This is a genomic window from Duganella aceris (genome assembly GCF_011090165.1).
Classification (GTDB): domain Bacteria; phylum Pseudomonadota; class Gammaproteobacteria; order Burkholderiales; family Burkholderiaceae_D; genus Rugamonas; species Rugamonas aceris.
Window position 1 is genome coordinate 19,576 of record NZ_JAADJT010000005.1, and the last position, 14,110, is coordinate 33,685.

Here is a 14,110-nt window from a genome sequence, read left to right on the forward strand (position 1 = left end):
CTTGAATGTCGTAAAGTAATGTGAAATTAATAAGGGAGTCTATTTTGCAACGAGACGATGAACGCCCGCCGTCCACCGGCCGTCCCAGCCTGCTGTCCAAAGAGCAGCCAACCGGTGCGGACCGCAACAACATCCTGAACGGTCTGGAAGGGAAGAACGCCAAGCCCGCGCGCGCGGCCGCCGCCGCGCCGGCCGCGTCCCAGAAAGGTAACAAGGGCGCGATTGCCGCCGGTGTCGGCGTGCTGCTGCTCGCGCTGGTCATTGGTGGCGTCGTCTGGATGAATGGCGAGCCGGATGTCGAGCCCGTGCTGGCCCACGCCACCGTGCCCGCCGCCACTCCGATCACGCCGCCGGCCGCGACGCCTGTTCCGGCAGTCGCGCCCCCTGTTGCGGCGGCCGCGCCGGAGACCGCGACCATCGTCGAAGACACCGCTTCCGTCAGCCCCGCCACAGACAACACGCGCTCCTTGAAGGACATGCTGAACGACACGCCAGCCGCCGCCAAGCCGCCGCGCGATGAGCTGACCGCCGCGCTGGAAAGTCCGCATGCGGCGGCCAAGCCGAAGCCGAAACTGGCGCAGGCCAAGACCGAGAAGCCGCAGGCCAAGACCGTCAAGCTGGCGCAGAAGACCGAGCCGGCCAAGGCCAAAGCCAAGCCCGCGCCGGACAGCGACGTCGCGCTGCTGGCCGCGCTGATGGCCCATGTGCAGGCGGGGCAACCGGCCAAGACGCCGTCGACGCCGGCCTACCTGCTGAAGCAGTGCGGGTTGCAGAACGAAGTCGGCGCCGCGCAATGCCGCGCGCACCTGTGCGCCAACGCCGCGCGCAAGGAGCCCGAGTGCAAGAACCCGGCGCCAGTGAAGACCGCCTCCGAGTCATGAGCGTCGCGCTGATCGAGCAGATCACGACGGCGCTCGCGCAGTTCTCCAGCGCGACGCGCCTGTATGAGCTGACGCTGGGCGACGGTGACGGCGGCGACGACGATCTCGGTTCCGGCGGTCTGCTGGTCGAAGCCTTCGCCGCCGACGACGGCGTGCAGGACGTCGGCGCGCGCGACATCATCGTGTTGTCCACCAACGCGCATATTGAATTGCGGCCGTTGCTGGGCCAGTCAGCCAGCCTGTCGGTCAGCCTGGCCGACGGCAGCCGCACCACGTTCCATGGCGATATCACGCAGGCGGCGATGCTGGGCAGTGAAGGCGGCCTGGCGCGTTTCCGCTTGCGCTTGACGCCGTGGTTGTGGCGCCTGGGCCAGGTGCGCAACAGCCGCGTGTGGCAAGACAAGACCGTCATCGAGATCGTCGATGAAGTGTTCGAGGGCTACGCGCCGCTGGCGCAATGGCGCTGGAGCGAGGAGGCCGAGCCGTTCATGGCCGACGCCGTGGCGCGCAGCTATTGCTGTCAATATCGCGAATCGGACCTGGACTTCGTGCGGCGCTTGCTGACCGAAGAGGGCCTGGCCTGGCGCTACGAGCAGTTGGAAGATGGTGTCGGCGTGGTGCTGTTCGCCGACAGCAGCCAGAATAGCGCGACGCCGGAGGACGCGAGCAGCGAGGCCGGTGGCGGCATCCGCTTCCATGGCGTGCGCGCCGGCGAGGCGTCCGACACCATCCAGGCCTTGAACGCGCGGCGCAGCGTCACGGCATCGCTGACCACTTTGCTCAGTTACGACTACAAATCCAAACAGGCCGTCAACGCCAGCGCGCCATCGCGCCTCACTTCGGGCAAGCTACCGGCGCTGGAAAGCTACGACGTGCCCGGCCAATATGCGTACGCGAACGCGGCGCAGGCGCAGCGCTATGCGGATCTGCAGATGCAGGGCCGCGAAGCGTCGGCGCAGCTGTGGCGCGGCCGCTCGACGGTGCGCACGCTGGCGGCTGGCGCTCGAATCAACGTCACGCAGGGACCGTTGCAATCGACGTCCGAGTCGCCGCCGGCCTATGTGCTGCTGCGCGTACGCAGCGTTGGCGTTAATAATTTACCGTCGCCGGCGCAGCAGGCCTTGGCGGAATTGTTCGGACCGATCCCGGAACTGCTGGAGGAAATCGTCGCCGACGTGCCGGGCGACTTCGCGCAGACCGTCGCGCAGGCGCGCCAGACCGGCTACGCCAACAGCTTCGAAGCGGTGGCGGCCGATGTCATCTGGCGTCCGCAACTGGCGGGCAGCCACGGCCGCAGCCATCCGAAGCCGACCGCGCGGGGCGCGCAGAGCGCCATCGTCATCGGCGCCGACGGCATCGACCAGCCGTCCGGCGCCGATGAGCTGTATTGCGACCGGCTGGGCCGGGTGCGCATCCGCTACCACTGGCAGGACAGCGGCGACGCCACCTGCTGGGTGCGCGTCGCGCAGCGTTCGGCCGGCGGCGGCATGGGAAGCCAGTTCCTGCCGCGCATCGGGCAAGAGGTGCTGGTGCAATTCATCGAAAACGATATCGACCGGCCGATCATCATCGGCGCGCTGTACAACGGCCAGGGCGAGGGCGGCGTGACGCCGACGCCGGCAGGGCAGAGCGACACGGCCGGCGAGGCCAGGCCGTTCAACCCTGCCAGCGACCATGCGCCATCGGCGCAGGGCAATCTGGCCGGAGGCAACAGCCCGTTGTGGCACGGCGCGTCGGGCGACAGCGACGGCCATCGCAATGGCGCCGCGCAGTGGGGCGTGCGCAGCAAGGAGTTCGGCGGATCGGGCTACAACCAGTTGCTGTTCGACGACACCGATGCGCAGGGACGCGTGCAGCTGCGCTCTACGCACGCGGCCAGCGAATTATCGCTGGGCCATCTGATCCACAGCGCCGACAACTATCGCGGCAGCTTGCGCGGGCAGGGCGCCGAGTTGCGCACCGACGCTTACGGCGCGGTGCGCGGCGGCGCCGGGCTGCTGATCAGCAGCTACAAGATCGATCACAACGCGGGCGAGCGCGATCCGGCCGGCGATAACACGGCCGGTATCGCGCTGCTCAAGCAGGCGGTCAAGCTGGGCGAGACCTTTAGTGACGCGGCCAAGACGCATGAGACGGTGGCGCTCAGCGGCCACATCGGCGCGACTAAAGCGAACGCGAGCGCGCTCGACGACGCGTCGGCGCCGCTGAAGGCGATGTTGACGGCGGTGTCCGGCATGGTCGGCAACGGCAGCGTGAGCGCGGCCAAGGCCGACGCCGGCGAGAAGAAGACGGCGCCGGGCGACGATCAACTGCCGCACGCCAGCTCGCCGATCATCGCGATCAGCGGCAAGACCGGCATCGGCGTCACGGCGGGGCAGGCGCTGCAACTGGCGAACGGCGAGACGATCTCGCTGATGAGCGGCGGCGACACGCAGTTCATCAGCGCCGGCCAGATGCGCGCGCACAGCGGCCAGGCCATCGGTGTGCTGGGCGGCGCGGTCAAGGCGGGCGAGGGCGGCATCGGCGTGCAACTGATCGCGGCCAAGGACGTCATCGACCTCCAGGCGCAGGCCGATGTGCTGAAGGTGCAGGCGCGCGATGAGGTTAACGTCGTCAGCGCGAATGCGGAGGTGGATTGGGCTGCTGCGAAGAGCATCACCTTGTCGACGGCGGGTGGGGCCAATATCACCATTGAAGGCGGGAACATCACCGTGCAATGCCCGGGAAAAATAGTCATCCGGGCGGGCAAGAAGATTTTCTCGGCTCAGACAAGGTTGAACTATCCAGCCCCACCGATGCCGCGCTCGGCTATTGACGTCGTGGCCCTTTCCTTTGCAATGCGTTTGCAAGATGCCCCGGGAGTTCTCTCCGAACCTTATCCTAATGCGGACTGGCGAGTGGTTAGGGCGCATGACATTGATGGGGCTTTAAGCAGCGAAAATATAATTCTTTCCGGGATCAGCGACGATGATGGAAATATGAAATTGTCAAAGTCCGATGAAAAAAAGCTGCAGCAGGAATATAACCGGACACCAAGCGGATTATGGGTTATTGCAAATAGTCATGCGCGTCAGCTCAGTATCAATGTGGCCAAAGACTACTGGTCGGACTCGGATAAGTTTTACCATGGCCTTAATGCCCTTGGCTACTCGGATGACCATCTCATCACGAATGGAGTGGACGTGGAAGATTTTCACGCCAAGGTGGCTCGCAGCGATTTGAAGAGCAGTAGTGGAACGAATTTGTTCGACAAGATAAAAAAGGGTACGTAATGAGCGCCAACGGTGATTCTGCACAACCAGGTACGATTTATCAAATCGTTGACAAGAATGGAAATCCATCTGTGGCGGCGCACGCGACGCCATTGTGGGTTGACAGGACAATCACCGACGTCTTTTCCATGCCGACGGAGGGGAACAAGATTGAGTCCTATTGTTCCGGTAGAGATTACTTCACTGACTTAATCGGGGAATGTGATAAAGCTAGCAGTGAAATATATATTGCTGGCTGGCAAGTTAACTGGGATGCGCTTTTATTACCGGGCGTGCGCTTGTATGATTTACTTCTCCGTTGCGCTAAGCGGGGCGTGCATATTTATGTCATGCCTTGGGATGACCGTGAGCCTATTCAAACATACGATGATCAGACCAAAATTGTTTTGCAGAGTATAAATGAGATTTTGAAAGATGCTGGATCGAAAGGTAGTGTAACAGTGACAACCTCATCATCCTTCGCCAGTGTTAATAACGCATATTATAGTCACCACCAAAAGCAAGTTGTCATCGATCGAAAAATTGCATATGTAGGTGGAATGGATCTGTGTTACGGACGTATGGATGATGCCCGCTTTGATCTACGGCCGGACCAGGATGGCCGGCACATGCTAAATCGTTATAACCCCAGTATTCCGCCGTTAAAAAAGATTTCCCCTGACTCGGATACCTTAGTTGATCCGGACCTAATGTCGGGTGCTGTGGACAGCTTTGGTATACGAGTGCTTGGCCGCAGTCTTGTTCGAAGTTCTGCTGAAGCTGAGATGAAAAAGATAGCTGGAGGTGGATGGCAAGTGCCTTATGGTAAGCCAGGCAACGTCGATGTCGTGTCTAATAACCCCAGAGTTTCGTCGAATACAGTGGTGGCTGTGGAGTTGGATCATACCCGCCAGCCCCGAATGCCTTGGCAAGATGTGCACTGCAAGATCCAAGGACCCGCAGTGTCTGCTCTATTGAAAAATTTCATACTTCGATGGAACGCCTCCACAAGTGCAAAAGATAATAAGCTGACGCGTGAATTGCCGCCTACAGCGTTTCGCACAATGGGCAGGGCGCAGATTCAAGTGTTGCGCAGTGCCCCTGCTGCACATTGTTCCAAAGAGCACGCAGCTAATCCTGGTAGCAAACTCCAAAAAGGTCAGCAAGATGTTCATGTGGCAATGAAAAATTTGATCGCAAAAGCAACTCGTTTCATTTACATTGAAAATCAGTTTTTCGTCTCTGACTTTGGAAAGCTTGGCAATGCGGACCCTAGTAATCTTTCACCTGTCGGTTCGTTCATAAAAAATGGAGCCGGTGGAATTACTGATACGACTTTAAAATTAGTGCGGAAAATGTCAGATGGCCCGCCTGATGAGGCTATTTTAGATAAACTTCCTGACAATGGCGTTCTAAAGGCACTGCTTAATCGGTTGAAGAAATCTATTTTAGATGATATTTCTAAACCGAAATTTCACGTATATATCACTCTGCCTGTACATCCGGAAGGAGCATTGACGGATGCCAGTATAGCTGTACAAGTCTATTACACAATGCAGACATTGGTATATGGAAGCCATAGTTTAATAAATGGAATACGCCGGTTGATAAGAGCGCGAGAGTTAAAGGACGCCAAGGTAAAAAATTATCTGTCTGTCTTCACTGACGAATCCAATGACGAATATGAAAGCGTGCCGATCGAGAAATGTTATGAATACGTAACGTTACTCAATCTTAGGAATTGGCATGATTTCAACGGCTACTTTGTTACTGAACAGATCTATGTGCACAGCAAACTAATGATCGTCGATGACAGATTTGCTCTGTTAGGAAGTGCTAATATCAATGATCGTAGTCTGTTAGGAGAAAGAGATTCTGAGCTCGCGGTGTTGGTCATGGATGATGAAACAAGTCGCGCGGATATCAATGGAAAGGGCAGTAACCAGCCAGTAAGGGTTTTTGCGCACGAACTTCGAAAAAAGATCTGGAAAAAGATTTTTGGTATTACCTGTGGATTACGGAGTGCTGATGATTTGATGAATGCGGTCGAATCACCAGGCCATCCCGATAGTTGGAAAATGGTGCAGAGTCGAGCGAAGAAAAATAGCGACATCTATGATAGCGCTTTTGCTTACATTCCCCGGAACAAAGATCCATCACCAAAACGGGCGGACCAGCCAGCCAAAATATTACCGACTTGGGATGATAATCTGAAGGTAGGTAAAGGTCAGGTAGGTGGATTGGCCTCCCCAATGCCTTTTCAGGAAGAATTTTGGCAGAAAAAGCAGGCAGCTTCAGGCGCCAATAATCTTAAAAATGTCCGTGGTTTCATTACCCTGATACCATTAGAGTGGACCGCTAATGAAAATATAAGAATAAGATATCCTACTGGTATCATTGTTCATAATGATAAAAAGAACACGGAACATGAAATGCCTGGCGATCCCGAAATGGTGGTAGCATCAAACGAAAAATCTTATGAAAAAACTGAGCCCTATGGCTGATCAATTTAAGTATGTGTTTTTAACCTGCACTCTATTTTTTGTGTGTGTGCGGGCTGACTCATTGGAAATTGGGAATCCAGAGTGGGGGAGTGAGTGTGTCGGCACGTTGGCTCTTGAATTACCCCGAGGCAGTGAGGTGGCATCGGTGTCCGCCGCAAGGATATTAGCCCAACTGCGTGGTCAACCAGGAAAATCGAAGTTTCGCTTCGCTGATGGGGAGCCAGCAGGTTGGAGTTCGTTGCGGTATTACGGGGAAATTTTCATCACCGATCGGCTAAATAGCTCAGAGGTATCCGCTATTAGGGATCAATTTTCTAAAAGTAAAATTGATTATAGTAAGTATATTAAACGAGCTCCAATTCAAAGTGGCCAAACAATACGCGTTGTGGATGTTTTTCCGCCTAGGAAAGATGCGATTGGATGGAGTGTGGATGATGACGCAAGGTTGTTTCTAGAAGTTGATTCACATGTGCTCACCATGAATGTTCCTAAAGACCTCGCCCGTTCATATTCGACATCAATAAAATCCAGGCCTATCTTTAGTGTTGCGGGTGATAGTGAATTATGTATTCCTTACGCTGCCGTGCCTCTGACGGCGTCGAGGGAACGAGATATTATGGTTACATATCGATTGACCTCGCATCCTGATGTTACAGTTATGATTGGAGACGCTAACGCTGTGGAGTATTCTGATCCGATACGGGAACGGAATGCGGAATCCCCAATGGTGATCGCGAACTTCTGGGCACAGTATGAAATGGGGAAAAAAATAGAGCAGCTTTTAAAGCCTGCATTCTCAAAAATCCTGATCGATCGGCGGGAAGGGTTAGAGTCTTTTGTAAAGATAAAGCGAGATGATGCTGGTGAAGATTACGGTTATTTTGCTACGGTAAGAGGTGAATATGGTGTGCGTCCAGAAAAGGCTACGGTACAGGTATATGTGCTGCGTAACGCCGAACATGCGCAAAGCTTAGGAAAGACGCCACTGGAGAAAGCTGAGTTTCTTCGCTTGGCTCGTAGTATTGTCAGTAGCATCCGTGCCCGTTAATTTTCGCCAAGAATATTGATGGTTCGCAGACGCGGGTATGACGTCTAAGCTGAGCTTGATTCGATAGTGAAACCCTCCACCAGCGACTTGGTAGGCCTAATCATTAATGCAAAAATTCAACATCAAAGAATCGATATTGCGTAAGTCTGAAAAGAGTATCGCTGGTATGCGTGCTGAAGAGTGGGTGTCGTCAATTTGGCCAGGAGAAAAGGGCAGTGATAGAGATTTCTCTTTCTATTGTAGACTATGCGCTAAACACCCTCACCTGCTGCGCCTAAGATAATTTGGAAATGGACTTAACGGGACATGCTTCAAGTTACGACGTTACCTCGTTATCGCTCTGGGATAAAATTACCAAGACTATTCGGCAACGTTGATGTGGAACGCTGATTTTCCACTTTCAGGAAAGGTCGGCTTAGCCAAGTGCTCACATAGTAAATCCCCAAGCGAGTTAAATTTATGGGAAAGATATACGTACCGATATTATTAGCTGTAGCGATTCCAGCCTGCTATGGACAGACATCCGCTGCCTCCCCCAGCATGGGCGATCGCTTTAACTCAGCTTTTGAAAAAGCGGCCAAGGCCACAGGAGTGATCAAGGGTTATGGTCGGCCGAGTAAGGTGGATAAGGGAGCGCAGCCTGCGATCTCCATTTATTTCAATAATCACCAGCTGATGCTGGGGAGGCAGATGGATGAATGGAAGAAAGCGATTGGTAGTGGCGGAGTTTGCTCCCCCAAGAGTGAGCGTCCCATGTGGTGCAAGTGGGATACCTTGGGCATCGAAATTACCGCGACGTTCGAGCGGCCGCAATTGGTTAGCCAAATGAAGCTGCACTTCAGTCGCGACCCTGAGGAAAGTCTGTACGATACCCGTCCGCGCGATGCGAAAGGTAAGCCGATCGATCCGGTCTGGCTAAGTAAAGGCGTCTTTCCCGGATATTTGGAGCTTGATGGTTTTGGTATCGACAAACATGCCAAGTTTTGGGAAGTGAGGGCGGGTGCTGACCGCCAGCGGGATCTGCAGTGTGGTCTGCAGAGCTGTGCTCACCCACGGGGATTATTTGGCCCCGACGCCGCTATCTATCTGATGCTGAGTCGTGAGGATGAATACGGAGAGCTGAGAGAATTCGGAATCACCTCTAGTACAGAATAATGATGCTTATGTCACTGCTCCCATTCACTGTTTTGTTTGCCGTCGCAAATGTCTATGGTCAGGATTTTGGGGACCGCGTTGGATCGGCGTTTGACAAAGCGGCGAAGCAGATGTTGGCCGTGAAGGACTATGGTTTGCCAAGGAAAATTGCAAAAGTGGGCAAGCCTGCGCTGATTTTGAAGGACGGGAGGATCTCTCTCAATGATAGGAGACTGGTTCTCGGCGACTCGATGCAAAGCTGGAAGAAAATTATCGGCGATGGCAGCGTATGCGGTGAACAGAAGTGGCCGAAGTGGTGCAAGTGGGAGGCGTTGGGTATCGCAATCGGCACCAGCATGAAGAGGGATGATCGTGTCGAATATGTGACGGTCTATCTGAATAAAGATCCCTCACAAAACGAGGTCGATTTTCCAGACTTGGACAAGAACGGGAAGCCGGTGCCGCATCCTTGGATTGTTGAAGGACTATTCCCCGGTTACTTGGAGCTAGATGGTTTCGGAATCGATCGGAAAACCCAATTCTGGGAAATACGGTCCAGCGTTAATCGCACGCGTGATCTTCGTTGCGGCCTGAGGGATTGCAGCCATCCTGTGGGGGCGTTAAGCGAGACGGTGGGCATATTTATAAAGCTTACCGGTAACCATGAACGTGCGGAGCTGAGGGAGCTCAGCTTGTCGTTGGGCGAAGACGGCTAACCGCCACATGCCAAATCCAGGATGGAAAAAAGCCCGGAAACTGCCGCGCGGGGCTTGAATTGCAGGGGTTTTGTTAGTGTCCCTGCGTCGGGAATTTTAACGGCAGCAGTTCGGGGTAGCGCATGCCGAGCGGGTGTCAACGAGGCGCCTGACTCAGCGCCCGCCCGTCGAAGCGGCAATGCGCAATGCTACGCGTTCCTCTTGCGACGCTTCGTCATGTAGCCGAGTAGGCCCAAGCCGCCGAGCAGCATGGCATACGTTTCAGGTTCCGGCACCGGTGCGGCGGCGACGAAGGTGGTGTCGGTAAAGGTCCTGAACGTGAAATCCAGTGTGCTGTATTGGGTATAGCCATTCACATAGGCTTGGCCGTTGGAGTATGGATTTCCTTCTGATCCGCCGATGAAGAGCGTGCTGCTGCTCTCAAACACAAGGAAATAAGTGGTGTTGGCTTGGATCGACACCGGGTTCCAGTAAACCTCGGCCAGGGCGCCGCTCTGTCCGAAGGCCGAGCCTTGCGCCAGCTGATGTCCGGACGCGGTGGGCAGTCCATCCCACAGTGAGATCTGCACCGTGCCCGATGGCGCGCTGGCCAAGGCGCTCATCCACAGGGCCGCTCCCGAGATGTTGGTGGATGATTGCTGAAAGGACTGGGCCAGTCCGGCGTTCAAGCCAAAGCGAGCGATGCTCGACGACGCGTCGTTGGAAACCTGATCGATCAGATGGGTTTGCGCCACTGCGATGCCATTCAGTCCCGTGATCATTGCCGCCACTGGCAACAACTTCCAAATCTTTCTCATTTGAGCAAGCCCCCACATAAACTAGTTAAGTCATCCCACCATTGACATGACGCCAACTAATTTTACATGGAGTTGCAATAGTTATATTTAACTTGGTTTCATGTTAGATCGCGAACGCGCGGCTCGCGATTACAAAAAAAGCCCCGGACATCGCTGTACGGGGCTTCAACTGCTGGGGTTCTATTAGTGTGCGTGCGTCGGGAATTTCAACGGCAGCAGGTCGGGATCGGTGACGGTCGAACCTGGGTTGGCCAGTTCCGCCTTCAGCGTGTCGTGGTTCAGTTCCTTCTCCCAGTGCGACACGACGATCGCGGCGACGCCGTTGCCGACGAAGTTGGTCAGCGCGCGGCATTCGCTCATGAAGCGGTCGATGCCCAGGATCAGCGCCATGCCGGCCACCGGAATATCCGGCACCACGTGCAGCGTCGCGGCCAGCGTGATGAAGCCGGCGCCGGTGATGCCCGATGCGCCCTTCGAGGTCAGCATCGCCACACCCAGGATGGTCAGCTCTTGCATCAGCGTCAGGTCGGTGTTGGTTGCCTGCGCCACGAACAGGGCGGCCATGGTCATGTAGATGTTGGTGCCGTCCAGGTTGAACGAGTAGCCGGTCGGGACCACCAGGCCCACCACCGATTTCGAGCAGCCCAGACGTTCCAGCTTGGTCATCAGCGATGGCAGCGCGCTTTCCGACGAGCTGGTGCCCAGCACGATCAGCAGTTCTTCCTTGATGTACAGGATGAAGCGGCCGATCGAGAAGCCGGTCAGGCGCGCCACAGTGCCGAGCACGACGATGACGAAGATGGCGCAGGTGGCGTAGAAGCAGCCCATCAGCGTGGCCAGCGGCAGCAGTGATTTGAGGCCGTATTTGCCGATGGTGAAGGCCATCGCGCCGAAGGCGCCGATCGGGGCGACTTTCATGACGATGCCGACCACGCCGAACACGGCGGCCGAGGCGTCGTCGATCAGCTTGATCAGCGGCTTGCCGCGCTCGCCCAGCAGCGAGATGGCGAAGCCGAACAGGATGGCGATCAGCAGCACTTGCAGGATGTCACCCTTGGCGAAGGCGTCGACCACGGTGTTCGGGATGATATTCATCAGGAACTCGGTGGTGGTCTGGGCGTGGGCCTTGGTGGTGTACTGCTCGATCGACTTGGCGTCCAGCGTGGCGGCGGTGGCGTTGAAGCCGGCGCCCGGCTTGACGATGTTGGCCACGAACAGGCCGATCACCAGCGCAAAGGTCGAGATGACTTCGAAGTACAGCAGCGCCTTGCCGCCGACGCGGCCGATTTTCTTGACGTCCTGCATGCCGGCGATGCCGGAGACGACGGTACAGAAGATCACCGGGGCGATGATCATCTTGATCAGCTTGATGAAGCCGTCGCCGAATGGCTTCATGGCGACGCCGCTGTCGGGATAGAACGCGCCCAGCAGAATACCGCAGGCGATGGCAAATAGTACCTGGACGTACAGTACTTTATAGAATGGCTTTTTCACGGGGTCTCCTCGTGTTCGTTGAGGAGTGAATCATCTCGCAAGCCGGCAGTTATCACTATTGTGGAAACCCGCAAATCACTGGGCGTGATAACTGTCCGGCATGAGGGATACTACTTATTGGGCGACCCAGCCGCCGTCCATGTTCCACGCCACGCCGCGCACCTGCTTGGCCGCGTCCGAGCACAGGAACACCGCCAGCGCGCCCAGTTCCTCCGGCGTGACGAACTCGCCCGAAGGTTGTTTGTCGGCCAGCAGCGCTTTCTTGGCGGCGTCGTTGCTGATGCCGTCCTTGGCGGCGCGGTCGTCGACCTGCTTCTGCACCAGCGGGGTCAGCACGAAGCCGGGGCAGATGGCGTTGACGGTGACGCCGGTGGTGGCGGTCTCCAGCGCGTTGGCCTTGGTCAAGCCGATCAGGCCGTGCTTGGCGGCGACGTAGGCCGACTTGCCGGCCGAGGCCACCAGACCGTGGGTCGAGGCCAGGTTGATGATGCGGCCCCAGTTGTTGGCGCGCATGCGTGGCAGCACCAGGCGCGAGGTGTGGAAGGCCGAGGTCAGGTTGATGGCGATGATGGCGTCCCATTTTTCGACCGGGAAGTCTTCGACGTTGGCGACGAACTGGATGCCGGCGTTGTTGACCAACACATCGACGCCGCCGAATTTCTCTTCAGCGAATCCGATCATGGCTTCGATCTCGGCCGGCTTGGTCATGTCGGCGTTGTGGTAGGCCACCTTGACGCCGAATTCCTTGGCCAGGTCGAGCTGCAGTTGATCGATCTCGGCGGCGACGCCGAAACCGTTCAGCAGCACGTTGGCGCCCTCGGCCGCCAGCGTGCGGGCGATGCCCAGGCCGATGCCCGAGGTGGAGCCGGTCACCAGCGCGGTTTTACCGTTCAAAGTCTTGTTTGCCATAGTGTCCTCTGTAAGATTGGAGATAAGGGGGCGGTGCGCTACACTTCGGTAGGATTTTAATCACACGCCCGGTAAAATGGTATTTCTGAACATCATTACATAAAAAACCATCCAAGGAAGCCGCATGTTCGAAGCAAAAATCAAGTCCGTCCAATGTCTGTCGCTGACCGGCCTGCATCGCATGTCCTACAAGGAATGGGGTGACGAAAACAATCCCAAGGTGCTGCTGTGCGTCCACGGCGTGACCCGTGTCTCGGACGATTTCGACAGCATGGCGCAGGCGCTGGCCGGCGAATACCGCGTGATCGCGCCGGACATCGTCGGCCGCGGCCGCTCCGACTGGCTGAAGAACCCGCAGCTGTACCGCATCCCGCAGTATGTCAGCGATATCGTAACCTTGCTGGCGCGTGTCTTGCCAGACGGCGAAAGACAGAGCGTGGACTGGTTCGGCACCTCGATGGGCGGCCTGATCGGCCTGGGCCTGGCCTCGCTGCCGGACAATCCGATCCGCAAGCTGGTGCTCAACGACATCGGCCCGGTGCTGGCGCCGACCGCGCTGCAGCGCATCGGCGACTACATCGGCCAGGACCTGCGTTTCGACAGTTTCGAGATGGGCGCCAAGTTCATCCGCGACGTCTCGCTGACCTTCGGCGAGCACACCGAGCAGGAATGGCATAAACTGGCCAGCGATGTGCTACGCCAGGACAAGGATGGCAAATGGGTGCGTCACTACGACATGGGACTGGCACAGCCGTTCCGCTCGGCCACGCCGGAATCGGCCGAGGCCGACGAGGCGATGCTGTGGGCGGCGTACGACGCGATCCAGTGCCCGACCTTGCTGATCCGCGGCGCCGAGTCCGACCTGCTGTCGCCGGAAACGGCGGCCATGATGACGCGGCGCGGCCCCAAGGCGACGCTGGTGGAAATCCCGAACGTCGGCCACGCGCCGACCTTCATCCATGACGACCAGATCGCCATCGCAAAGAAATTCCTGTTGGGTTAATGAGAAGAAGATAAGTATGGAAATCAAACGATTGTATGTAGGCAAGCGCCTGTCCGAAGTGGCGATTCATAACGAGACCGTGTATCTGGCGGGGCAGATCGCCGAAGAAACCTCGGCCGACATCCAGGGCCAGACCCGCGAGGTGCTGGGCCACGTCGACCGCCTGCTGTCCGAATCGGGCAGCGACAAGACCTGCATCCTCAGCTGCCAGATCTACATCAAGGACATGAAGGACTTCGCCGGCATGAACGAAGTGTGGGACGACTGGGTGCCGAGCGGCCACACGCCGCCGCGCGCCACCGTCGAAGCGCGGCTGGCGAATCCGGAAGTATTGGTCGAAATCGTCGTTATCGCGGCGCAGCGTTAGGGGCAT

At 57.0% G+C, this 14,110-nt stretch carries 11 protein-coding genes; 8 read left to right on the forward strand and 3 right to left on the reverse strand.

All coding sequences use genetic code 11. From position 1 onward, the window contains the following. The first annotated feature begins 44 nt into the window (after positions 1–44). The 6 genes from GW587_RS11865 to GW587_RS11890 all read left to right on the forward strand — a co-directional run bounded on the left by GW587_RS11865 (position 45) and on the right by GW587_RS11890 (position 9,534). A complete protein-coding gene (locus GW587_RS11865; protein WP_166102827.1) occupies positions 45–881 on the forward strand; it encodes a hypothetical protein in 837 nt (278 codons plus the stop codon). Next, complete coding sequence (locus tag GW587_RS11870; RefSeq protein WP_229259435.1) at positions 878–4,153, forward strand: type VI secretion system Vgr family protein; 3,276 nt, start codon at positions 878–880, stop codon at positions 4,151–4,153. The genes GW587_RS11865 and GW587_RS11870 overlap by 4 nt, the downstream gene beginning before the upstream one ends. After that, positions 4,153–6,636, forward strand: coding sequence for a phospholipase D-like domain-containing protein (locus GW587_RS11875; RefSeq protein WP_166102830.1), 2,484 nt, complete (start codon positions 4,153–4,155; stop codon positions 6,634–6,636). The genes GW587_RS11870 and GW587_RS11875 overlap by 1 nt, the downstream gene beginning before the upstream one ends. Then, a complete protein-coding gene (locus tag GW587_RS11880) occupies positions 6,611–7,684 on the forward strand; it encodes a T6SS immunity protein Tli4 family protein (RefSeq protein WP_166102833.1) in 1,074 nt (357 codons plus the stop codon). Before GW587_RS11875 ends, GW587_RS11880 begins: the two co-directional genes overlap by 26 nt. Positions 7,685–8,143: 459 nt before the next feature. Beyond that, complete coding sequence (locus tag GW587_RS11885; RefSeq protein ID WP_166102835.1) at positions 8,144–8,839, forward strand: DUF7738 domain-containing protein; 696 nt, start codon at positions 8,144–8,146, stop codon at positions 8,837–8,839. An 8-nt stretch (positions 8,840–8,847) separates the two neighbouring features. Beyond that, positions 8,848–9,534, forward strand: coding sequence for a DUF7738 domain-containing protein (locus GW587_RS11890; RefSeq protein WP_166102838.1), 687 nt, complete (start codon positions 8,848–8,850; stop codon positions 9,532–9,534). A 188-nt stretch (positions 9,535–9,722) separates the two neighbouring features. Here the strand turns inward: GW587_RS11890 and GW587_RS11895 are convergent, their stop codons facing one another. From GW587_RS11895 to GW587_RS11905, 3 genes are all read right to left on the reverse strand, one after another. Next, a complete protein-coding gene (locus GW587_RS11895; RefSeq protein WP_229259411.1) occupies positions 9,723–10,331 on the reverse strand; it encodes a PEP-CTERM sorting domain-containing protein in 609 nt (202 codons plus the stop codon). A 183-nt stretch (positions 10,332–10,514) separates the two neighbouring features. Continuing rightward, a complete protein-coding gene (locus GW587_RS11900; protein ID WP_166102841.1) occupies positions 10,515–11,825 on the reverse strand; it encodes a dicarboxylate/amino acid:cation symporter in 1,311 nt (436 codons plus the stop codon). Positions 11,826–11,939: 114 nt separating this feature from the next. Continuing rightward, complete coding sequence (locus tag GW587_RS11905) at positions 11,940–12,734, reverse strand: 3-hydroxybutyrate dehydrogenase (RefSeq protein ID WP_166102844.1); 795 nt, start codon at positions 12,732–12,734, stop codon at positions 11,940–11,942. A gap of 124 nt (positions 12,735–12,858) precedes the next feature. On the opposite strand from GW587_RS11905, the gene GW587_RS11910 reads away from it, so the two are divergent. Both GW587_RS11910 and GW587_RS11915 read left to right on the forward strand, forming a co-directional pair. Next, a complete protein-coding gene (locus GW587_RS11910) occupies positions 12,859–13,737 on the forward strand; it encodes an alpha/beta fold hydrolase (protein WP_166102846.1) in 879 nt (292 codons plus the stop codon). 16 nt (positions 13,738–13,753) lie between these two features. Next, positions 13,754–14,104, forward strand: a complete 351-nt coding sequence (locus GW587_RS11915; RefSeq protein ID WP_166102849.1) for a RidA family protein — start codon at positions 13,754–13,756, stop codon at positions 14,102–14,104. Positions 14,105–14,110 lie beyond the last annotated feature (6 nt).